Source organism: Pseudomonas sp. St316 (assembly GCF_018325905.1).
GTDB lineage: Bacteria > Pseudomonadota > Gammaproteobacteria > Pseudomonadales > Pseudomonadaceae > Aquipseudomonas.
Genome location: NZ_AP021901.1, coordinates 568,448 through 590,004, shown reverse-complemented (window position 1 = coordinate 590,004; position 21,557 = coordinate 568,448). Strand labels below are relative to the sequence as shown.

The window sequence follows — 21,557 nt, the reverse complement described above, 5'->3', positions numbered from 1 at the left end:
ATCGAGGCAAATTTCTTTTCAATTCAACCAGTTGCATGCCGCGCCGAACGTACGCCAGCTTTGCGGGGGCAAAAGGGAGGTCATTGTACACACCGACACAGAGGCCCACAAATTTGACGACGAACTGTCGCAAATCCATGTCGCATTTGTGAAAGGTTTAAAGCTATATGCTGTGCTAGTCAAAACTTTTTTGGGTTCGACCGCTACGACTCAAACGCTACTGTGACGCAGACACCACAAGGCGTGCGGCCTGAAAGGTCGCCCGCCCTTGCGGAAATTTTGAGGTTGCCGGGAGAGGCGGCCTGGGTAAGGCCGCCGAATCTTCAGCGAGTTGCTGCCAGTTCCTGTTGGACGCTGGCGACAGTGCGAGGCCAAGGTTTACCAGCCTGAACCTTCGCTGGCAAGGCCTTGATGGCGGAAACGGCTGCATCACGGTTGGCAAAGCTGCCGTAGGTGATGACATACAACGGCTTGCCGTTGAGCACTTTCTTGAAATAGCGGTACTCGCCGCCCTGTTCCTTGACGAAGTTCTGCGCCGCGGCTTCGGAACTGGTACCGAGGATCTGCACCACGTAGTTGCCCGGTGCCTGGCCGGCGTACCAGCTACCGCCCGTGGCCTTGGCCGGGGCAGCAGCAGGCTTGGCTGCGGGTGCTGGCGCCGCGGGTTTGGCGGCAGGCGCCGGAACCGGGGCAGGCTTGGCGGTGGCCACCTGGGTGGGCGCCGGGGTCGGTTTGGCGGCCGGACCAGGCGTCGGAGCAGGACCGGCTGGCACGCCCACAGGCGGCGCGGTGGTGGTCACGGTCGGCGGCACGTCGCTGCTGTCGTCGATCGGTGGCGCTGCGCCATCGTCGCCTTCGGTGATGCCGCCGGCCGCTTCAGCCAGCGGGCCACGCATGACCGGTTGCGACTGGCCGACCAACGGCAGTGGCATCGGCTGGGTGTTGCCGGCGAATTCCACTGCCGGCGCACCACCGTTGGGTTGCGGCGTCCCTTGGCCGAGAGGCAGTTGCGCCTGTTCGTTGGCAGGGGCACCCGTGGCGGGTGCCTTGGTACGACCCGGCATCAGCCAGGCGGCGGCAACCGCGACCACGACGACGGCGGAAATTGCCAATACGTGTTTCTTCGGCATGTTGAACCCCATACTTGGACGCTTCACCGCTGAGCGGCTGGCAATCATGACTTCGATCAGAGCATCGCGAGCGACCTGGTTGATGTTGCCAGGCCAACCGTCGGCGCTTTCGTGAATCTCAGAGATCTGATCGGCGGTAAAAAGTTCGATACCCCGGCCCGCACCCTCAAGACGCTGGGCCAGGTATTCACGCGTTTCTTCCTCGGTGTAGGGCGCCAGCTCGATGACGTGGAAGCGCTCTTCCTCAAGGCTCAATTGGTCCAGGTCGGCGATCAGCGACGACTCACCAAACAGGAACACATGAGGGCGACCCTCCGGCGCACCGGCTGCCAGGGCCAGCAGGGCCTCGAGGGCCGACTCGTCGAGTTGCTCGGCATCGTCCACCAGCAGATAGACTTCCTGCCCGGTCAGTGCCAACTGCACGATCTGATCGAGAATTGCACCGATTTCGGCCTGCGCGACGTTCAGCGCCTGGGCCACCTGACGCAATACACCAGCAGCATCGCCGGCGCCACGGGCCGACACCACCACGCTTTGCACGGACTGCTTGTTGGTGCTGGCCACCAGGGCCTGGCGCAACAAAGTCTTGCCGCTGCCCTGGGGACCGGTGACCACCAGCAGCAACTGGCTGTAGCGCGCCAGGTGATGCAACTGGCCCAGTACCGGTTTGCGCTGGGCAGGGAAGAACTTGAAGCCCGGGACCCGCGGTGCGAAAGGGTCATGACTCAATTGGAAATGGCCGAGGAAAGCCTCGTCGGCATGCAAACTAGTCATCGGATCTTATTAACCTTTAAGCTGAGCCAGGGCGCGGTAGTCCGCTCCCAGCGTGGCCTGTAGAACTTCTTTCGGATAATCGTCGGTCACCACCGCTTCGCCCATGTGGCGCAGCAGCACCAGACGCAGACGACCGTCGATCACTTTTTTGTCGATTGCCATGTGTTCAAGAAAATCCGCCTCGCTCATTTCCTCGGGCGGAACCACCGGCAATCCGGCGCGCTGGAACAGACGAATACCGCGATCACGCTCCTGTTCGCTGATCCAGCCCAGGCGCGCAGACATCTCCAGGGCCATGACCGTACCGGCCGCGACCGCTTCACCGTGCAGCCAGACACCATAGCCCATGTGGGTTTCGATGGCATGGCCAAAGGTGTGACCCAGGTTGAGGGTGGCACGCACCCCCGACTCACGCTCATCAGCACCCACCACGGCAGCCTTGGCGGTGCAGGAGCGTTCGATGGCGTAGGTCAGGGCCGCTTGATCCAGTGCACGCAGGCGGTCGACGTTCTCCTCGAGCCAGCCCAGGAACGGCTCGTCGCAGATCAGCCCGTACTTGATGACTTCCGCCAGCCCCGCAGACAGTTCGCGGGCCGGCAAGGTATTGAGGGTGGTGGTATCGATCAGCACCACATTGGGCTGATAGAAAGCACCGACCATGTTCTTGCCCAGCGGATGGTTGATCCCGGTCTTGCCGCCCACCGACGAATCGACCTGGGACAGCAGTGTGGTGGGAATCTGGATGAAATCGACGCCGCGCTGATAACAAGCGGCTGCAAAACCGGCCATGTCGCCGATCACACCACCACCCAAGGCAAGCACCGTGGTGCGGCGATCATGGCGTGCGGTCAGCAGGCCATCGAAAACAAGTTGCAGGGTTTCCCAGTTCTTGAAGGCTTCGCCGTCGGGCAATACCACGGAAATGACCGAGAAGGCCGACAGGCTGCGGGTCAGACGTTCCAGATACAGGGGTGCGACGGTTTCATTGGAAATGATCGCCACTTGCCGCCCGGCGATATGCGGCGCCAGCAGTTCGGGCTGGTCCAGCAAGCCTTCGCCAATATGAATCGGGTAGCTGCGCTCGCCCAGGTCGACCTTAAGTGTCTGCATGTGTCCCCACAGAGAAGATGGAATCAGGCGTCCTGCCTGCAATTAACGAAAGTCCACGGTGCTTGTTCTGACACCAGTTAATGGCCATCCGCCACGCCCCAGGCGGGCCATGACGGGACGTCGAGGATAGCGCATTTCGCCAAACGCATTAACGGGGAGGCAGTTGCTGAAGGCGATCGAGAATATCCAGCACCACCATCCGCGGCGGCCGCTCGTCGGTTTCCACCACCAGGTCGGCGATCTCCCGATACAGCGGATCACGCAGCGCCAGGAGGTCGCGCAGGGTCTTGGCCGGATCGGCGGTGCGCAACAGCGGGCGGTTGCGATCCCGGGCGGTGCGACCGACCTGCTGCTCGACAGACGCATGCAGATAGACCACTCGTCCGCCGGCATGCAGCGCCCGACGATTGGCTTCGCGCATCACCGCGCCACCACCGGTGGCAAGCACCACGCCATCGAACTCGCACAGCTCGGCAATCATCGCCTGCTCACGATCACGAAAGCCCGGTTCGCCTTCCTTGTCGAAAATCCATGGGATATTGGCGCCCGTGCGCAATTCAATTTCCTTGTCGGAATCTTTGAACGGCAGGCGCAGCTCTTTGGCCAGCAAACGGCCGATGGTGCTTTTTCCAGCGCCCATCGGCCCAACAAGAATCAAATTTCGCACAGAATCAACGACTCACAGCAATCGCCTGGTTATTCATGATACGCGGAGTGAGGAACACCAGCAGCTCGGATTTTTTCTCCGAAACCACATCACGCCGGAAAAGGCGGCCAAGATACGGCACATCGCCAAGAAATGGCACCTTATCTACAACCTTGCTCTGAGTATTTGAGAAAACCCCGCCAATCACAATGGTCTCGCCATCATTGACCAGGACCTTGGCATTGACCTCGTTTTTCTTGATCGGCGGTACATCATTCACCTTGTTCAGGTAGTCCGGCTCATCCTTGGTGACCTTGACCTCCATGATGATCCGGTTGTCTGGAGTGATCTGCGGCGTCACCTCAAGCGACAGCGAAGCCTCCTTGAACGACACCGACGTAGCGCCGCTGGAGCTGGCTTCCTGATAAGGGATTTCCGTGCCCTTGAGGATCTTTGCCGTCTCCTTGTCGGACGTCACCACCTTGGGCTGGGAGACGATCTCCCCGTTGCCGGTTTTCTCCATGGCCGTCAGCTCAAGGTCCAGCAAGACGTTGTCGGTGATGAAGGCAATGCCGATGCCCGAGGTATTGCCCGAGGCGCCCAGGTCGACAAACGGCTGGTTGGTGCTGGTACTACCCGGCGTGCCAACGGTGGTGGAATTGCCAGTGGTGACCCCCGAGGAGTTCCAGTTGCCCTTGTTTTGAACCGAGCCGCCCCAGCGCACGCCCAGGCTTTTGTCGTAGTCGACGTTAGCCTCGACAATCCGCGCCTCGATCATCACCTGGCGTACCGGAATATCCAGTTGCGCCACGATCCGGCGCAGTTCGTCGAGGCGGTCCTGGGTCTGGTAGGCAATGATGTTGTTGGTGCGTTCATCGACCGTGATCGAGCCGCGCTCATCGGCTTTCGCCTCGGCACTGGTCACCGACTGGAACAGCTTGGCGATGTCCGTCGCCTTCGCATAGTTGACCTGCAACAGTTCACGCCGCAGCGGCGCCAGGTCGGCAATCTGCTTCTGCGACTCCAGTTCCTGGCGCTCACGGGCGGCAATTTCGTCGGCCGGAGCCACCAACAGCACGTTGCCGACCTTGCGCTTGTCCAACCCCTTGGTCTTGAGCACCAGGTCGAGCGCCTGGTCCCAGGGCACATTCTGCAACCGCAGGGTGATGCCACCCTGCACCGTGTCGCTGGCGACGAGGTTAAGGTTGGTAAAATCGGCAATCAGTTGCAGGACCGAACGCACCTCGATGTCCTGGAAGTTGAGCGAGAGCTTCTCGCCACTGTAGGCCGCGCGGTCGGCGTTACGTTTTTGCAGGTCGTCGACGGTCATGGGCCGGACGCTGACGGTGAGTTTGTTGTCGGTCTGGTAGGTCGAGTAGTCGAAGGTGCCGCTGGGTTCGATGCTGATGGTCGCCCGGTCGCTGCCGGCGCTGGCATTGACGAATTGCACCGGGGTGGCGAAGTCCTTGACGTCCAGGCGCACCCGCAGCGGCTCGGGCAACTGGGTCCTGGCGAAGTTGAGGATGATCTTGCCTTCATGCTCCTGGATGTCCGGGGCAATGGACGGATCAGACAGGTCGATCACCACATTGCCTTCGCCCTGGGTCCCGCGCTGGAAATCCACGCCACGAATCGCCTTGCCCACTGGCGCACTGGCCCTCGCAGGTGCAGCGCTGACAACCGCCGGGCGCGGGGCCTGGGCGGAGCTCTTCGGGGCAGTACTCGTCGAGACGGCGCCCTTGCCAACCACCACGAACAGATTGTTACCTTCGACCCGGGTGTCATACGGCGCCAGTTGGGTAAGGCCGATGATCAACCGGGTACGATCCCCAGCCTCGACCACGGTAGCGCTGCGTGCATTGCCCCCGCCCAGGTCGCGGCGTTTGCTGGAAAGCTGATTGGTCACGCCCGGCAGGTCCAGTGCAATCCTCGCCGGTTGCTCGGTGGTGTAGCCCCGGGGTGTCGGCGGTGGCCCGTCGAAGGTGAGCTTCAACTCGACACGGTCCCCCGGCAACGCCGCCACATCCAACGTCTTCAGGCTGGCCCCATGAACCATCGGCGACAACAACGCTATCCATAGCGAAATACCGAGGGCTGAAAAAAACCTGTTCATTGTTCGAGTTCCACTATGAATGCTCTTTCAAAGGAATGGTCCGTGGTCGCTCCAGCCAGGCACCCTCGCCATCGGGAACGATTTCGACCACATCGACCTGGGTGGCACTGATGTTGACGATCCGCCCATCGTTGCGTCCCAGATAGTCACCGACCTTGAGCCGATGCACCCCGCCCGCGCCCCGCAGGAGCGCGAAGGAGCCACTGACGTTGGAGATCGTACCGACCATTTCAAACTGCTCGATGTTGAAGCCCTCCAGGTACTGTTTGACCCGGTTCGGGTCCGGCCGGACGTTGCGCGTGCCCCGCTGGCGCTCGGCCTGGTCCACGCGGACCTGCCGGGAAAACGGGCTGCGCAGGTTGGCGGCACTGTAGGTAAAGGTTTCGTAAGGCCTGAACGTCGGCGTTGGCTCGATCTTGCCGGGCGGCCGCAGGCGCACTTCATTCATGTAGGCGTCCAGGTCGCTGAAACCATCGTCGTTACCGCAGCCCGACAGCGCGACCAGGCCTGCCAGCAGGCAGATGCGACACACCGGCCTCATGGTTGCGCCTCTTGCTCGTTGTACCGGTAGGTCTTGGCCTGGATGCTCATGCGCAGTTTTGCGCCTGCCTCGGGCTCCATCGGTGCGATCTCGAAATCGTGCAGCGTGACAATCCGGGGCAGCCCCGCCACCCCACTGACGAACGTCGCCAGGTCGTGGTAGCCGCCGGTGACGGTGATCTGGATCGGCAACTCGATGTAGAACGGCTGGGTGACCTCCGGCAGTAGCTTGATTTCCTCGAACTCCAGGCCGCTGCCCAGGCCGGTGCGAGTAATGTCCTCCAGCAGGCCCGGCACTTCGGTATCGCTGGGCAATTGCCGCAACAGCACACCAAAAGACGTTTCCATCTGCTTCATCTGCTCGGTGTAGCGCTCCAGGTTCGCGGCCATGTGGGCCTTGCCCTCGAACTGCGCCTTGAGGGTGTTTTCTTCCTCGCGCACCTGCTGCAATTGGTTCTCCAGGTCACTCAAGGCAAAGTTATAGCCCAGCCCCAGCACCAGCACCACCAGCAGGACCCCGGCCAGCCATTTGATCGGCGCCGGCCAGGAGCCGATGTTGTTGGTGTCCAGGTCACTGAAATCGATCTTGCGCAGTGCGTCTAACCACTCCCCTGGTTTCATTGGGCGTCCCCCGCATCGGCCGGGCGGGTCTGGCGAACCGTCAGCTGGAAGACATTGGCCTGGTCGAGCTGCCCGGCGGTGGTGGCCTTGACCTCCGTCAGGCTGGGCGTGTCGAACAGGTCCGACGAGTCCAGGTTGCGCATCAGGTCCGAGACCCGGTTGTTCGATTCCGCGGCACCTTTGATCGAAAGCGTGCGGTCTTCCATCTTCACTTCAGTGAAATACACCCCATCCGGCAAGGTCCGCACCAACTGGTCGAAGATGCGCCCACTGACCGGCCGGTTACCTTGCAAGTCCTGGATGATGCGCATGCGCTCCAGCAATTGCTGGCGACGAGCCTTCAATTCGCTGATCTGTTTGATGCGTTCGTCCAGCACGGCGATCTGCTCGGAAAGATGGCTATTGCGAGCGACCTGGCGGTCGATGGCGCTGTCGATGTACCGGACCGCGACCAGGACCACGCCGACCGCGCCGACCAGCGCACCCACCAGGGCCAGCAAAAAGCGTTTGCGCCGTTCTTCGCGCAGCTCTTCGCGCCAGGGAAGCAGGTTGATCCGCGCCATCAGTCGAAACTCCTGAGGGCCAGCCCGCAGGCAATCATCAGCGCTGGCGCATCACTGGCCAGCGCCCCGGCATTGACCTTGCTGCCCAGGGCCATATTGGTAAACGGGTTTGCCACCTGGGTCGGCGTGCCCAGGCGCTGCTCGATCAGCCGATCCAGGCCGGCGACCGAAGCCGTGCCTCCGGCCAGCAGAATGTGGTCCACCGCACTGTACTGGCCCGAGGCGAAGAAGAACTGCAAGGACCGCGAGACCTGCTGTACCAGGGCCTCGCGAAAAGGCTGCAGCACTTCACTGGGATAATCGTCCGGCAACCCACCCTGCTTCTTGGCCAGGCCGGCCTGCTCGGGCGTCAGGCCATAGCGACGCTGGATCTCCTCGGTCAGTTGTCGACCGCCGAACAATTGCTCGCGGGTATAGATGATGCGCCCGTTGTGCAGCACGCTGAGGGTGGTCATGGTGGCGCCGATGTCGATGACCGCCACGGTCAGCCGTTCCTGGGAAGCAGCCAGTTGCGTGGCGAGCAGGCCGAAAGCACGTTCCAGCGCATAAGCCTCTACATCGACCACCCGGGCCGTCAGCCCGGCGAGCGCCAACGCGGCCTCGCGGACCTCGACGTTTTCCTTGCGGCACGCCGCCAGCAACACTTCGACGCGCTCGTTACTGCGCGGCGAAACACCCATCACTTCGAAATCAATGGCCACCTCATCCAGGGGATAGGGGATGTATTGATCGGCCTCGATCTTGAGCTGGTTTTCCATCTCATCGTCGGACAGCCCGGCGTCCATCTCGATGGTCTTGGTGATCACCGCCGAACCCGCCACGGCCACCGCCACGCTCCGCAAGGGCGTCCTGGCCTTGGCCAGCAGGCGCGACAATGCCTGGCCCACCCCTTCGAGCTCGGCGATGTTCTTCTCGACCACGGCGTTGGCTGGCAACGGTTCGACCGCGTAGGACTCGACGCGGTATCGCTCGCCCTGGCGGCTCAACTCAAGCAGCTTCACCGACGTCGAACTGATGTCGATCCCCAGAAGCGCATGGGCTTTTTTATTGAAGAGTCGTAGCACTACCAATTCCCTATGACTATCCGTGAGTTACGGACTCTCTAATATGCATTGCGTTCAATCACGCCGGTCCGACAGACGTCGGGATGGCATTCCCGACGAAAAAAAATGCTTATAATGCCCAGCGTTTTTTTTCGCTTTGTTGCAAGCACGGGTCCATCCCTGCACCTGGCGCCTTTTCATTCTTTGCCTGGATATCCAAAAGCCTTGATTCGTCTGCTGAAATTTTTCGGATGGTCCATCGTCGCCGTTTTCTGCGGACTGCTCTTGGGCCTGAGCGGTGCCTTCCTTTACCTTAGTCCGGGATTACCGTCCGTGGAGGCACTGAGAAGTATTCAGTTGCAGATTCCTTTGCGGGTGTACAGCAGCGACAACAAGTTGATCGCCGAATTTGGCGAAATGCGCCGCACGCCGATCCGTTTCGCCGACATTCCCCCCAATTTCATCAATGCGTTACTAAGTGCTGAAGACGACAACTTCGCCAATCACTACGGCGTCGACCCAGGCAGCCTGATGCGTGCCGCCAGCCAGTTGGTCAAGAGCGGGCACATCCAGTCCGGCGGCAGCACCATCACCATGCAGGTGGCCAAGAACTTCTTCCTGACCAGCGAGCGCAGCTTCTCGCGCAAGACCACCGAGATCCTCCTGGCCCTGCAAATCGAGCGCCAGCTGACCAAGGATGAAATCCTTGAGCTGTACGTGAACAAGATTTACCTGGGCAACCGCGCCTACGGCATCGAGGCGGCGGCGCAGGTGTATTACGGCAAGTCGATCCGCGATGTGAGCCTGGCACAGATGGCAATGATTGCCGGCCTGCCCAAGGCACCGTCGCGCTTCAACCCACTGGCCAACCCGGCGCGCAGCAAGGAGCGTCGCGACTGGATCCTGGGGCGCATGTACAAGCTCGGCAAAATCAGCGAGCCCGACTACACCGCCGCGATCAATGAGCCGCTGAACGCCAGCTATCACGTGCCAACCCCGGAAGTGAACGCCCCGTATATCGCCGAGATGGCCCGGGCCGAGATGGTCGGGCGCTATGGCAGCGATGCTTATACCGAAGGTTTCCGCGTGACTACCACGGTGCCGAGCAACTTGCAGGAAATGGCCAACACCGCGCTGCACGAAGGCTTGATGAGCTACGACCAGCGCCATGGCTACCGTGGCCCTGAATCGCGCCTGCCGGGCAAGACCAAGGAAGCCTGGGCCCTGGAGCTGACCAAGCAGCGCACCATCAGCAGCCTGGAACCGGCGATTGTCACGTCGGTGGACAAGGACGGCATCAAGGTGCTGACCCGTAACGGCGAGCAGGAGGAGCACGTGGCCTGGGACACCATGAAATGGGCCCGTCCGTTCCTCAATACCAACAGCATGGGCGCCAACCCACGGCAATCGTCGGACGTTGCCCAGGTCGGAGACTTGATCCGTGTCCAGCGCCAGGCGGACAACACCCTCAAGTTCAGCCAGATCCCGGCCGCCCAGGGCGCCCTGGTGTCCCTCGACCCGCAGGACGGTGCCATCCGCTCGTTGGTGGGTGGCTTCGCCTTCGAGCAAAGCAACTACAACCGGGCGTTGCAGGCCAAGCGCCAGCCGGGCTCGAGCTTCAAGCCATTCGTCTACAGCGCCGCCCTGGATAACGGCTACACCGCCGCCAGCCTGGTGAACGATGCGCCGATCGTGTTCGTCGATGAATACCTGGACAAGGTCTGGCGACCGAAGAACGACACCAATACGTTCCTCGGCCCGATTCGCTTGCGTGAGGCGCTGTACAAGTCCCGCAACCTGGTCTCGATCCGCCTGTTGCAGGCACTGGGCGTGGACCGCACCATCGACTACATCAGCAAGTTCGGCTTCAACAAGCAGGACCTGCCACGCAACCTGTCCCTGGCCCTGGGTACCGCGACCTTGACGCCAATGGAGATCGCCACGGGCTGGAGTACGTTCGCCAACGGCGGGTACAAGATCACCCCGTACATCATCGACAAGATCGAAAGCCGCAACGGCGAGACACTGTTCGTCGCCAACCCGCCACGCGTGCCCTCGGGCGAGCAGGCCAGCGATGGCGTCGCCGCACCGTCCAGCGAGACGTTCACGGTCAATGCGGCACCGAGCCAAGCCACCACGGCCCCAGGCCTGCCGCAGGCGCCCGCCATCGCCGAACGCATTGTCGATGGCCGTACCACCTACATCCTCAACAGCATGCTGCAGGACGTGATCAAGCTCGGCACCGGCCGCCGCGCCCTGGCCTTGGGTCGCACTGACCTGGCGGGCAAGACCGGTACGACCAACGAATCCAAGGACGCCTGGTTCTCCGGCTACAACGCCGATTACGTGACCACTGTCTGGACCGGTTTCGACCAACCCGAAAGCCTGGGTCGCCGCGAGTTCGGTGGCACCGTGGCGCTGCCGATCTGGATGAGCTACATGGGCGCCGCCCTCAAGGACAAACCGCCTCACACCCAGCCGGAGCCGGAAGGCATCCTCAGCCTGCGGGTCGACCCGGTCAGTGGCCGCGCCGCCACGCCGGGCACCCCGGGTGCGTACTTCGAACTGTTCAAGAGCGAAGACACGCCACCGTCGGTCAACGAGCTGGGCAACGGCGTGGCACCGGGCAGCCCGTTGCCAGCAGACGAAGCGGCGCCGATCGATCTGTTCTGATCAGCGACAATCTTAAAAGCCCCGCCTTCGAAAGAAGTGCGGGGCTTTTTTGTCTGCTCCTGCATCCCCCCTGTGGGAGCGAGCTTGCTCGCGATGACGGTCTGGCATTCAACATTGATGCAAGCTGGTCCGCCGCTATCGCGAGCAAGCTCGCTCCCACAGGGGATTTGCTGCGCTCACACCCATTCGCAGGCACAAAAAAGCCCCGGCTCGCAGGAGCCGGGGCTTTCGTTGAAGCGCTACAACGACTTAGCCGTTGAACACGTCATCCACGCTCTTGAGCGGGTAGTTCTTCGGATACGGCAGGGTAGCCACGCCAGTCTCGATGGCGGCCTTGGCCACGGCGTCGGAGATCAGGGTAATCAGGCGAGCATCCATTGGTTTCGGGATGATGTACTCACGACCGAATTCCAGCTTGATGCCGCCGTAGGCATCGCACACTTCCTGAGGCACCGGCAGCTTGGCCAGTTCGCGCAGGGCGTTGGCGGCCGCGACTTTCATTTCTTCGTTGATGCGCTTGGCGCGAACGTCCAGGGCACCGCGGAAGATGAACGGGAAGCCCAGTACGTTGTTGACCTGGTTCGGGTAGTCCGAACGGCCGGTGGCCATGATCACGTCGTTGCGGGTAGCGTGAGCCAGTTCCGGAGAGATCTCCGGGTCCGGGTTCGAGCATGCGAACACGATTGGGTTCGGCGCCATGCGCAACAGGTTTTCCGCGCTCAGCAGGTTCGGACCCGACAGGCCGACGAATACGTCGGCACCGTCCAGCGCGTCCGCCAGGGAGCGCTTCTCGGTCGCGTGGGCAAACACGGCCTTGTACTGGTTCAGGTCGTCGCGGCCGGAGTGGATCACGCCGGTGCGGTCGACCATGAAGATGTTTTCGATCTTGGCGCCCATGCTCACCAGCAACTTCATGCAGGAGATGGCCGCAGCGCCGGCGCCGAGGCAGACGATCTTGGCTTCCGGCAGGGTCTTGCCGGCGATTTCCAGGGCGTTGATCATGCCGGCCGCAGTAACGATCGCGGTGCCGTGCTGGTCATCGTGGAATACCGGGATGTCGCACTGTTCGATCAGGGCGCGCTCGATCTCGAAGCACTCAGGTGCCTTGATGTCTTCCAGGTTGATGCCGCCAAAGGTGATGGAGATGCGCTTGACGGTGTCGATGAAGGCTTGCGGGCTCTCGGAGTCGACTTCGATGTCGAATACGTCGATACCGGCGAAGCGCTTGAACAGCACGCCCTTGCCTTCCATGACTGGCTTGGAAGCCAATGGGCCGAGGTTACCCAGGCCGAGAATCGCGGTGCCATCGGAAATGACTGCAACCAGGTTGCCTTTACCGGTGTATTTGTAGGCCAGTTCAGGGTCGCGAGCGATTTCGCGCACTGGTTCGGCTACGCCGGGGCTGTAGGCCAGCGACAAGTCGCGAGCAGTAGCGGTGGCCTTGGTGAGCTCGACACTCAGCTTCCCTGGACGAGGATTAGCGTGATATTCGAGAGCGGCAGTTTTCAGATCAGACATGTGGGCATTCCGCTTTTTACTGTGTTGGACAGACGGACCGCCGAGGATACGCGCCTCGCAAAGTCCCCACAAGACTGACCAGTCACTGCTGTCAAGCGCCCTACCCTACGACTTTGGGCCAAGAGCCGCGAAACACAAGGGTCATATGCATACAATCCATCAACAAAATGTCTACAATTTTTTTCTTACAAGACCGTTTGCAACATGGCAGGATCGGTCAGCGGCAACATCCATCGCGCCTGCCCGGCCTTGTTGCCGCCACGTCGGGCGCGGTCCACGACCCAGCCACGGGCCTCGATTCTTCGGCCCTTTAGCTTCTCCAGGGCCGAGGCGTCGAAGCGCCGCTGCACACTGGGCGTAATGTGCAAGACAATCGCCCCCTGTAATTCAATCCAGATGCCACCGCGATTGCGCTGCACGCTTTCGACACGTCCGCTCGTCAGCACAAAACCGGGTGCTTTGATTTGCTCCGCTCGCACGACGGGCGATTTTTTCCAGAGACCGAATCGGGCTTGCCGCGCATGACGTTCGGCCATTTGCTGGCAACTGACCAGCTCGACGTTCGGCGCGACCGCCACCACAAACCCCAGCCCCTCGGCAATCAACCGCTCCTCCAGGTTCTCGCCCTGGGCGTTGTAGACATGGGCCAGCGTACGGCCGTAATCATCCCGGTCATCCTTGCCAGGCAACACGCCCACCCGTCCATCGCTGGCGGCTACCAGGGCTTCGAGTCGCTGACGCGCCGCCACGGCGAACGGTTCGTCGGCGCGGCCTCGCTTGCCCAACTCGGGACTGTTGAGCCCAATCATCCGGACGCGGCGGCCATCCTCCAAGTACAAGGTATCGCCATCCACCACGCGCTGCACCGCCACCTGGGGCAGGTTGCCCGGCGAAGGACAGGACGCTTGGGCACCACCGAGCCAAATCGCAGACACAAAAAAGGCGCCCACAAGGGACGCCTTTTTCATCAGTCTGGAGCGGTCGAGACGACCATCCAAAATGATCAGCCTCAGGCTTTTGGAGCAACTTTGCCGAAAGCACCGAAACGATCGGCGAACTTCTGAACACGACCGCCGGTATCCAGAGTCTTTTGCTTGCCGGTGTAGAACGGGTGGCATTCGTTGCAAACGTCGATCGCCAGGGCTTTGCCGTAGGTCGAACGCGTTTCGAACTTGTTGCCGCAGCTGCAGGTTACGGCAATTACTGGGTATTCCGGATGGATATCGGTTTTCATGCTGTTTTCCTCAGGCTAGCGTGCCGCCACCCAACACTATTGTTGAATACCGCACGTAATTAGGCCGCGGATTCTACCAGACAACATCAATCACGCAAGCTATGACTTGTACCAACCGTCTGCTAGGCTCCCGGCCTCAAGCACAATCCCTGTGGGAGCGAGCTTGCTCGCGATAGCGGTGGGTCAGTTGCAGTGATGCTGGCTGTGCCGCAGCCATCGCGAGCAAGCGCGCTCCCACATTGAGTCGTGCTCAGCCTTGCGAACTTGTCCGCCTATCGAGATCCCCCGCGTGCCCGACGCCATCCTGCGCCTCGCCCTGCCTTCGCCCCTGCGCCGCCTGTTCGACTACCGCGCTCCGGCCGGGGTCCCGCGTGCCCAGTTGCAACCGGGCATGCGCCTGCGGGTACCGTTCGGCCGACGGGAAATGATCGGCATCCTAGTGGAGGTCACCGACCATAGCGAGGTCCCGGTCGACAAGCTCAAGCCGGCCCTGGCCCTGCTCGATGCCACGCCACCGCTGCCCGCAGCGCTGTTCAAGCTGTGCCTGTGGACCTCTCAGTATTACCAGCACAGCCTCGGCGACACCCTGAGTTGGGCGCTGCCGGTGCTGCTGCGCCAGGGCGAACCGGCCGAGGCACGCCAGGAACGGTTCTGGTCGATCGCACCCGGCGCCTCGCTGGACGATCCGCGCATCGCCCGCGCGCCGCGCCAGCGCGAAGCCCTGGCAACCCTGGCCCAGCATCCCCACGGTGTAGCCCATCAATTGCTGAGCAAGCTGATGCTCAGCAAAGACAGCCTCGATCTGTTGCTGGCCAAGGATCTGGTCCAGGTGGAGATCCGCAGGCACGCCCCTGGTGCCCGCCATGAGCATTGGCTGGCACAGCCGGAACTGCCACTCAACGCCGAACAACGGGCCGCTTGCGAAGCGATCCGGGCAGGCTTCGACAGTTATCACGCCTTCCTGCTGGCGGGCGTCACCGGCAGCGGCAAGACCGAGGTCTACCTGCAACTGATCCGCCAGACCCTGGAGGCCGGCAAGCAGGCCCTGGTACTGATTCCGGAAATCAACCTCGGCCCGCAAACCCTGGCGCGCTTCGAACAGCGCTTCAACGCCCGGATCGCCCTGGTGCATTCGGCGGTCAACGACCGCGAACGCCTGGAAGCCTGGCTCGCCGCCCGTGACGGCGAGGCCGATATCATCATCGGCACCCGTTCGGCGCTGTTCACACCGATGAAGAACCCTGGCCTGATCATCATCGACGAAGAACACGACGGCTCTTATAAACAGCAGGAAGGCCTGCGCTACCACGCCCGCGACCTGGCGCTGGTGCGTGCCCGCCAGGAAAACATCCCGATCGTCCTTGGTTCGGCCACGCCATCGCTGGAAAGCCTGCACAACGCCTACACCGGCCGCTACGGCCTGCTGCGCCTCAATGAGCGGGCCGGCGGCGCCAAGCAACCGCGCTTCCTGCGCCTGGACGTGAAAAGTCGCCCGCTGGACAGCGGTATTTCCGGGCCGATGCAGCAAGCCATCGGCCAGACCCTGGCTGCCGGGCAACAGGTCCTGGTGTTCCTCAATCGCCGTGGTTTTGCCCCGACCCTGTTGTGCCACGACTGCGGCTGGATGTCTGGCTGTGAGCGCTGCGATGCGCGGATGACCGTGCATCAACGCCATGGCGAGCTGCGTTGCCACCATTGTGGCCACGCCGAGCGCGTGCCAAGGCATTGCCCGCAGTGCGGCAAAGTGGACTTGCGCCCGGTCGGCGCCGGCACCGAGCGGGCCGAAGAACGGCTGGGCATCCTGTTCCCCGATTACCCGGTACTGCGGGTGGATCGCGACAGTACTTCGCGCAAGGACGCGATGAACCAGTTGTTCGCCACGATCCAGAAGGGCCAGCCGTGCATCCTGGTGGGCACGCAGATGCTCGCCAAGGGGCACCACTTTCCCCGCGTCACCCTGGTGTCAATCCTCGACGCCGATGGCGGACTGTTTTCCGGAGACTTCCGCGCCAGCGAGCGCATGGCGCAGCTGATCGTCCAGGTCGCAGGCCGGGCCGGGCGGGCCGAGGAGCCGGGCAAAGTGATCATCCAGACCCACCTGGCCGATCATCCGTTACTGATCCAACTGACCGAGCAAGGTTATTTCGCCTTCGCCGAACAGGCCTTGAGCGAGCGCCGCAGCGCCGGCCTGCCGCCCTTTACCCACCTGGCATTGTTGCGGGCCGAAGCCCACAAGCCGGGGCAGGCCGAAGGCTTTCTCGATGAGGCCTGCAGCGAGGCAGAGCGTTTGCTGGCGGAGCAGAACCTCACCGGCATCGAACTCCTGGGCCCGGTGCCGGCGCCGATGGAGCGGCGGGCCGGGCGCTATCGCGCGCAGCTTTTATTACAGGCCAATGCCCGGGCACCGCTGCATCGACTGCTGAGCGCCTGGCTGCTGGTGCTGGAACAGATGCCCAGCGGGCGGGCGGTGCGCTGGTCGCTGGATGTGGATCCGGTGGATTTGTATTGATGGGCTGATTGCAACATCGACTCATACCATGCCCTGTGGGAGCGAGCTTGCTCGCGATTGCGGTGGCACAACAACATTGATGTTGGATGACACACCGCTATCGCGAGCAAGCTCGCTCCCACAGGGTTTGAGTCTATCTGTGAGGGACAGGTCAACTGTCAGTCGTCTCGCAAACAGCCATATGGACCCGCTACAGTTGGCAAGCCCGTCTTCGCCACGGATAATGCCCAGTTTTTCCACCAGCGCATCGAAGCGCCGCCGCGCCTGCGGTTGAAAGAGAAGACCATGAAAGACACCATTCGCCAGCTCATCCAGCAAGCCATCGCCCAACTCGTCACTGAAGGTGTGCTGCCAGAAGGCCTGTCGCCGGCGATTCAGGTCGAAAACACCCGCGACAAGACCCACGGCGACTTCGCCAGCAACATCGCGATGATGCTCGCCAAGCCGGCCGGCATGAAGCCACGGGACCTGGCGGAGAAAATCATCGCCGCCCTGCCGGCCGACGAGAACGTCAGCAAGGCGGACATTGCCGGCCCCGGGTTCATCAATTTCTTCCAGAACACCCAGGCCCTGGCTTCGCGCCTGGACGCGGCCCTGGCTGACGAACGCATCGGCGTGCGCAAGGCCGGCCCGTTGCAGCGCACCGTGGTCGACCTCTCGGCCCCCAACCTGGCCAAGGAAATGCACGTCGGCCACCTGCGCTCGACCATCATAGGCGACGGCGTGGCCCGGGTCCTGGAGTTTCTCGGCGACACGGTGATCCGCCAGAACCACGTGGGCGATTGGGGTACCCAGTTCGGCATGCTGATGGCCTACCTGCAGGAAAACCCGATCACCAGCGATGAGCTGTCGGACCTGGAGAACTTCTACCGCGCCGCCAAGCAACGCTTCGACGAGTCGCCCGAGTTCGCCGACCGCGCCCGGGGCCTGGTGGTCAAGCTGCAGGCCGGCGATGCCGAGTGCCTGGCACTGTGGAGCAAGTTCAAGGACATCTCCCTGTCCCATTGCCAGAAAATCTACGAGCTGCTGAACGTCAAATTGACCATGGCCGACGTGATGGGTGAAAGCGCCTACAACGACGACCTGATCAACGTGGTCAACGACCTCAAGGCCAAGGGCATGCTGGTGGAAAGCAACGGCGCCCAGTGCGTGTTCCTCGACCAGTTCAAGACCGCCGATGGCGAGCCGCTGCCGGTGATCATCGTCAAGGCTGACGGTGGCTACCTCTACGCCACCACCGACCTGGCGGCCGTGCGCTACCGCAACGGCGTGCTCAAGGCCGACCGGGTGCTGTACTTTGTCGACCAGCGCCAGGCCCTGCACTTCCAGCAAGTGTTCGAAGTCGCGCGCCTGGCCGGTTTCGTGACCCATCCGATGGACATGGAACACATGGGCTTCGGCACCATGAACGGCGCCGACGGCCGCCCGTTCAAGACCCGCGATGGCGGCACGGTGAAGCTGATCGACCTGCTGACCGAAGCCCAGGACCGCGCCTATACCCTGGTCAAGGGCAAGAACCCCGAGCTGGCCGAAGACGAACTGCGCAAGATCGCCAAGGTCGTGGGCATCGACGCGGTGAAATACGCCGACCTGTCCAAGCACCGCACCAGCGACTACAGCTTCAACTTCGACCTGATGCTCAACTTCGAAGGCAACACCGCGCCGTACCTGCTGTACGCCTACACCCGCGTGGCCGGTGTGTTCCGCAAGCTCGGCAAAAACTTCAATGAAGTGGACGGCCGCATCGTGCTCCAAGCCGCTCACGAACAGGAGCTGGCGGCGAAGCTGGCGCAGTTCGGTGAAGTGTTGAATAACGTCGCTGACAAGGGCACGCCGCACACCCTGTGTGCCTACCTGTACGATGTCGCCGGCCTGTTCTCCAGTTTCTACGAGAACTGCCCGATCCTGAGCGCGCAAACCCCAGAGCAAATGCAGAGCCGCCTGCGCCTCGCCGCGCTGACCGGGCGTACGCTCAAGCAAGGCCTGGAACTGCTGGGCCTGGAAACCCTGGAGCGCATGTAAGTTGGCCGCCAAGAAAAAACCTGCACCCAAACGCGGCGCCAGTCGTTACCAGCCTCCAGCCAAAAAACCGATTCCGGGCTGGTTGTGGATGGCCATCGGCCTGACGGTCGGCGCTTTCATTGTGTTTCTGATGAAGCTGGAGCCGGGCCAGGGCGATGACGTCAAGCGCGTCCGGCAAGAGCAGCAGAAAGCCACGCGGATCGCCGAGGCCAACAAGACCCCGCCGAGCCCGACGCAACCGGTGAAGCCGAAGTACGACTTCTACACCTTGCTGCCGGAATCGGAAGTCATTGTGCCGCCCGAGGCCGTGCCGGAGAAAACCCTGCCGACACCGCAAGTGCCCACCACGCCGGTAACCCCGGCCGAAGCGGCGAAAATCGACACCGCTCGCGCCCAGGCAGCCCTGGCCGGCATCACCCCGCCACCGGCCCCACCGGTGCAGAAAGCCGCGCCGGTGACGAAGTTCTTCCTGCAGGCCGGTTCGTTCCGCAAGGAAGCCGACGCCGACAAGGTCCGGGCGCAGATCATTCTGCTGGGCCAGTCCGTGTCGGTGGAGTCCGGCACCGTGAAGGACGAAACCTGGTACCGGGTACTGGTCGGGCCGTTCAGCAACCGCGAGGAACTGACCAAGGCCCAGAAACAATTGGCCGGCAGCGGTTTCAGCAATCTGTTGTTACAACAACGCCAGAGCCGCTGATCTGCGCAGAAAACACCTGTGGCTTCGTGGCTTTTGTGGCGAGGGAGCTTGCTCCCGCTGGGCTGCGAAGCGGCCCCAAGAGCTGGGGACCGCTACGCGCTCCAGCGGGAGCAAGCTCCCTCGCCACAATAGCTGTTTTGCTAGCCCAGCCATGATGGTTTGCCATTCCACGCATTCGACGCCCCGCAGCACCACTCATCCCCTTCCCCGCCCCACAGTTGAAAATCCCCGCGCCACCCCCATATGAGTTCCATCCGGGCATTTTCGCCCCGCTGCGTGGAGACTCTCCCTTGACCACCATCGTTTCAGTCCGCCGTCATGGCAAAGTCGTCATGGGCGGCGACGGCCAGGTTTCACTGGGCAACACCGTGATGAAAGGCAACGCGAAGAAAGTCCGCCGCCTGTATCACGGCGAGGTCATCGCCGGATTCGCCGGGGCCACCGCCGACGCTTTCACCTTGTTCGAACGTTTCGAAGGCCAGCTGGAAAAACACCAGGGCCACCTGGTCCGTGCCGCCGTGGAACTGGCCAAGGAATGGCGCACCGACCGCTCCCTGAGCCGCCTCGAAGCCATGCTCGCGGTCGCCAACAAGGACGCCTCCCTGATCATCACTGGCAACGGCGACGTCGTTGAGCCCGAGGATGGCCTGATCGCCATGGGTTCCGGTGGCGGCTACGCCCAGGCCGCGGCCAGCGCCCTGTTGAAAAAGACCGACCTGTCGGCCCGCGAGATCGTCGAGACTGCCCTGGGCATCGCCGCCGACATCTGTGTATTCACCAACCACACCCAGACCATTGAGGAGCAGGACCTCGCGGAATAAGCCTGTTCTGGCCTAGCGCCACGGCATTCATTCTTGCTTGAGGACCGCCAATTATTATGTCCATGACTCCCCGCGAAATCGTCCACGAACTCAATCGCCATATCATCGGCCAGGACGATGCCAAACGCGCCGTCGCCATCGCCTTGCGTAACCGCTGGCGCCGGATGCAGCTGCCTGAAGAGCTGCGCGTTGAAGTGACGCCCAAGAACATCCTGATGATCGGCCCGACCGGTGTCGGTAAAACCGAGATCGCCCGACGCCTGGCCAAACTTGCCAACGCGCCGTTCATCAAGGTCGAGGCCACCAAGTTCACCGAAGTCGGTTATGTCGGCCGCGACGTCGAGTCGATCATCCGTGACCTGGCCGATGCCGCCATCAAGCTGCTGCGCGAACAGGAAATCACCAAGGTCCGCCACCGCGCCGAAGACGCCGCCGAAGAGCGCATCCTTGACGCCTTGCTGCCACCGGCGCGCATGGGCTTCAACGCCGACGCCGCCGCGACCCAGGACTCCAACACTCGCCAACTGTTCCGCAAGCGCCTGCGCGAAGGCCAGCTGGACGACAAGGAAATCGAGATCGAAGTGGCCGAAATGGCCGGCGTCGATATTTCCGCGCCGCCAGGCATGGAAGAGATGACCAACCAGTTGCAGAGCCTGTTCGCCAACATGGGCAAGGGCAAGAAGAAAAACCGCAAGCTCAAGGTCAAGGAAGCGCTGAAACTGGTGCGCGATGAGGAAGCCGGCCGCCTGGTCAACGAAGAAGAGTTGAAGGCCAAGGCACTGGAGGCGGTCGAGCAGCATGGCATCGTGTTCATCGACGAAATCGACAAAGTCGCCAAGCGCGGCAATGTCGGCGGTGCCGATGTGTCCCGCGAAGGTGTGCAACGCGACCTGCTGCCGCTGATTGAAGGCTGCACGGTCAACACCAAGCTGGGCATGGTCAAGACTGACCACATCCTGTTCATCGCCTCCGGTGCGTTCCACCTGAGCAAGCCGAGCGACCTGGTGCCGGAGTTGCAGGGTCGCCTGCCGATCCGTGTCGAACTCAAGGCGCTGACGCCGGAAGATTTCGAACGCATCCTCAGCGAGCCCCACGCGTCCCTGACCGAACAGTATTGCGCGCTGCTCAAGACCGAAGGCCTGAGCATCGAGTTCACGCCAGAAGGCATCAAGCGTTTGGCCCAGATCGCCTGGCAGGTCAACGAAAAGACCGAGAACATCGGTGCCCGTCGCCTGCACACGCTGCTCGAACGCCTGCTCGAGGAAGTCTCGTTCAGCGCCGGCGACCTGGCGAGCGCCCACAGCGAAGCGCCGATCCTCATCGACGCCGAGTACGTCAACAGCCACCTGGGTGAGCTGGCGCAGAACGAAGACCTGTCGCGGTATATCCTGTAACCCACTGACAGGTTTCCCGGGACCTGTGGGAGTGGGCTGTGTGGGAGCAAAGCTTGCTCGCGATCCAGGCGCTGCGGTCCTCAAGAGACCGCGGCGTTTTCATCGCGGGCAAGCCTTGCTCCCACACAGCCCGCTCCCACATTTGACTG

Annotated in this window: 17 protein-coding genes; 6 read left to right on the top strand and 11 right to left on the bottom strand. The window is 62.2% G+C overall.

Features of this window, described 5'->3' with window-relative positions; all coding sequences use genetic code 11:
• Positions 1–323: 323 nt before the first annotated feature.
• The 8 genes from KI237_RS02570 to KI237_RS02535 all read right to left on the bottom strand — a co-directional run bounded on the left by KI237_RS02570 (position 324) and on the right by KI237_RS02535 (position 8,561).
• Positions 324–1,904, bottom strand: coding sequence for an AAA family ATPase (locus tag KI237_RS02570; protein WP_212798671.1), 1,581 nt, complete (start codon positions 1,902–1,904; stop codon positions 324–326).
• 9 nt (positions 1,905–1,913) lie between these two features.
• Positions 1,914–3,014, bottom strand: coding sequence for a 3-dehydroquinate synthase (gene aroB, locus KI237_RS02565; RefSeq protein ID WP_212798670.1), 1,101 nt, complete (start codon positions 3,012–3,014; stop codon positions 1,914–1,916).
• Between the two features lie 148 nt (positions 3,015–3,162).
• A complete protein-coding gene (aroK, locus tag KI237_RS02560; protein WP_212798669.1) occupies positions 3,163–3,681 on the bottom strand; it encodes a shikimate kinase AroK in 519 nt (172 codons plus the stop codon).
• A 4-nt stretch (positions 3,682–3,685) separates the two neighbouring features.
• Positions 3,686–5,773, bottom strand: coding sequence for a type IV pilus secretin PilQ (locus KI237_RS02555; RefSeq protein ID WP_212798668.1), 2,088 nt, complete (start codon positions 5,771–5,773; stop codon positions 3,686–3,688).
• A 13-nt stretch (positions 5,774–5,786) separates the two neighbouring features.
• Positions 5,787–6,314 (bottom strand): pilus assembly protein PilP, encoded by a 528-nt coding sequence (locus tag KI237_RS02550; protein WP_212798667.1) that lies wholly within the window; start codon positions 6,312–6,314, stop codon positions 5,787–5,789.
• Entirely contained in the window at positions 6,311–6,934 is a 624-nt protein-coding gene (gene pilO, locus KI237_RS02545) for a type 4a pilus biogenesis protein PilO (RefSeq protein ID WP_212798666.1), read from the bottom strand. The genes KI237_RS02550 and pilO overlap by 4 nt, the downstream gene beginning before the upstream one ends.
• Entirely contained in the window at positions 6,931–7,497 is a 567-nt protein-coding gene (locus KI237_RS02540; protein WP_212798665.1) for a PilN domain-containing protein, read from the bottom strand. The genes pilO and KI237_RS02540 overlap by 4 nt, the downstream gene beginning before the upstream one ends.
• Positions 7,497–8,561 carry a pilus assembly protein PilM gene (locus KI237_RS02535; protein WP_212798664.1) on the bottom strand — a complete coding sequence of 355 codons (1,065 nt, stop codon included), beginning with the start codon at positions 8,559–8,561 and terminating at the stop codon, positions 7,497–7,499. Before KI237_RS02535 ends, KI237_RS02540 begins: the two co-directional genes overlap by 1 nt.
• Positions 8,562–8,768: 207 nt before the next feature.
• On the opposite strand from KI237_RS02535, the gene KI237_RS02530 reads away from it, so the two are divergent.
• Complete coding sequence (locus KI237_RS02530; protein WP_212800538.1) at positions 8,769–11,213, top strand: penicillin-binding protein 1A; 2,445 nt, start codon at positions 8,769–8,771, stop codon at positions 11,211–11,213.
• A 249-nt stretch (positions 11,214–11,462) separates the two neighbouring features.
• Here KI237_RS02530 and KI237_RS02525 read toward each other — a convergent pair whose 3' ends face one another.
• The 3 genes from KI237_RS02525 to rpmE all read right to left on the bottom strand — a co-directional run bounded on the left by KI237_RS02525 (position 11,463) and on the right by rpmE (position 13,965).
• Positions 11,463–12,731: a malic enzyme-like NAD(P)-binding protein gene (locus KI237_RS02525; protein WP_212798663.1), complete on the bottom strand. Its 1,269-nt coding sequence runs from the start codon at positions 12,729–12,731 to the stop codon at positions 11,463–11,465.
• Between the two features lie 185 nt (positions 12,732–12,916).
• The gene (locus KI237_RS02520; protein WP_212798662.1) at positions 12,917–13,699 is read right to left on the bottom strand and encodes a thermonuclease family protein; all 783 of its coding nucleotides are present in this window, start codon (positions 13,697–13,699) and stop codon (positions 12,917–12,919) included.
• Positions 13,700–13,740: 41 nt separating this feature from the next.
• On the bottom strand, positions 13,741–13,965 hold the full coding sequence (gene rpmE, locus KI237_RS02515; protein ID WP_212798661.1) for a 50S ribosomal protein L31: 225 nt from the start codon (positions 13,963–13,965) through the stop codon (positions 13,741–13,743).
• A gap of 289 nt (positions 13,966–14,254) precedes the next feature.
• Here rpmE and KI237_RS02510 point away from each other — a divergent pair, with 289 nt between their 5' ends.
• From KI237_RS02510 to hslU, 5 genes are all read left to right on the top strand, one after another.
• Complete coding sequence (locus tag KI237_RS02510; protein WP_212798660.1) at positions 14,255–16,474, top strand: primosomal protein N'; 2,220 nt, start codon at positions 14,255–14,257, stop codon at positions 16,472–16,474.
• A 285-nt stretch (positions 16,475–16,759) separates the two neighbouring features.
• Entirely contained in the window at positions 16,760–18,496 is a 1,737-nt protein-coding gene (gene argS / locus KI237_RS02505) for an arginine--tRNA ligase (RefSeq protein WP_212798659.1), read from the top strand.
• Between the two features lies 1 nt (position 18,497).
• Positions 18,498–19,193 (top strand): SPOR domain-containing protein, encoded by a 696-nt coding sequence (locus KI237_RS02500; RefSeq protein ID WP_072344971.1) that lies wholly within the window; start codon positions 18,498–18,500, stop codon positions 19,191–19,193.
• Positions 19,194–19,483: 290 nt separating this feature from the next.
• A complete protein-coding gene (gene hslV, locus KI237_RS02495) occupies positions 19,484–20,014 on the top strand; it encodes an ATP-dependent protease subunit HslV (protein WP_212798658.1) in 531 nt (176 codons plus the stop codon).
• 56 nt (positions 20,015–20,070) lie between these two features.
• The gene (gene hslU, locus KI237_RS02490; protein ID WP_212798657.1) at positions 20,071–21,408 is read left to right on the top strand and encodes an ATP-dependent protease ATPase subunit HslU; all 1,338 of its coding nucleotides are present in this window, start codon (positions 20,071–20,073) and stop codon (positions 21,406–21,408) included.
• Positions 21,409–21,557 lie beyond the last annotated feature (149 nt).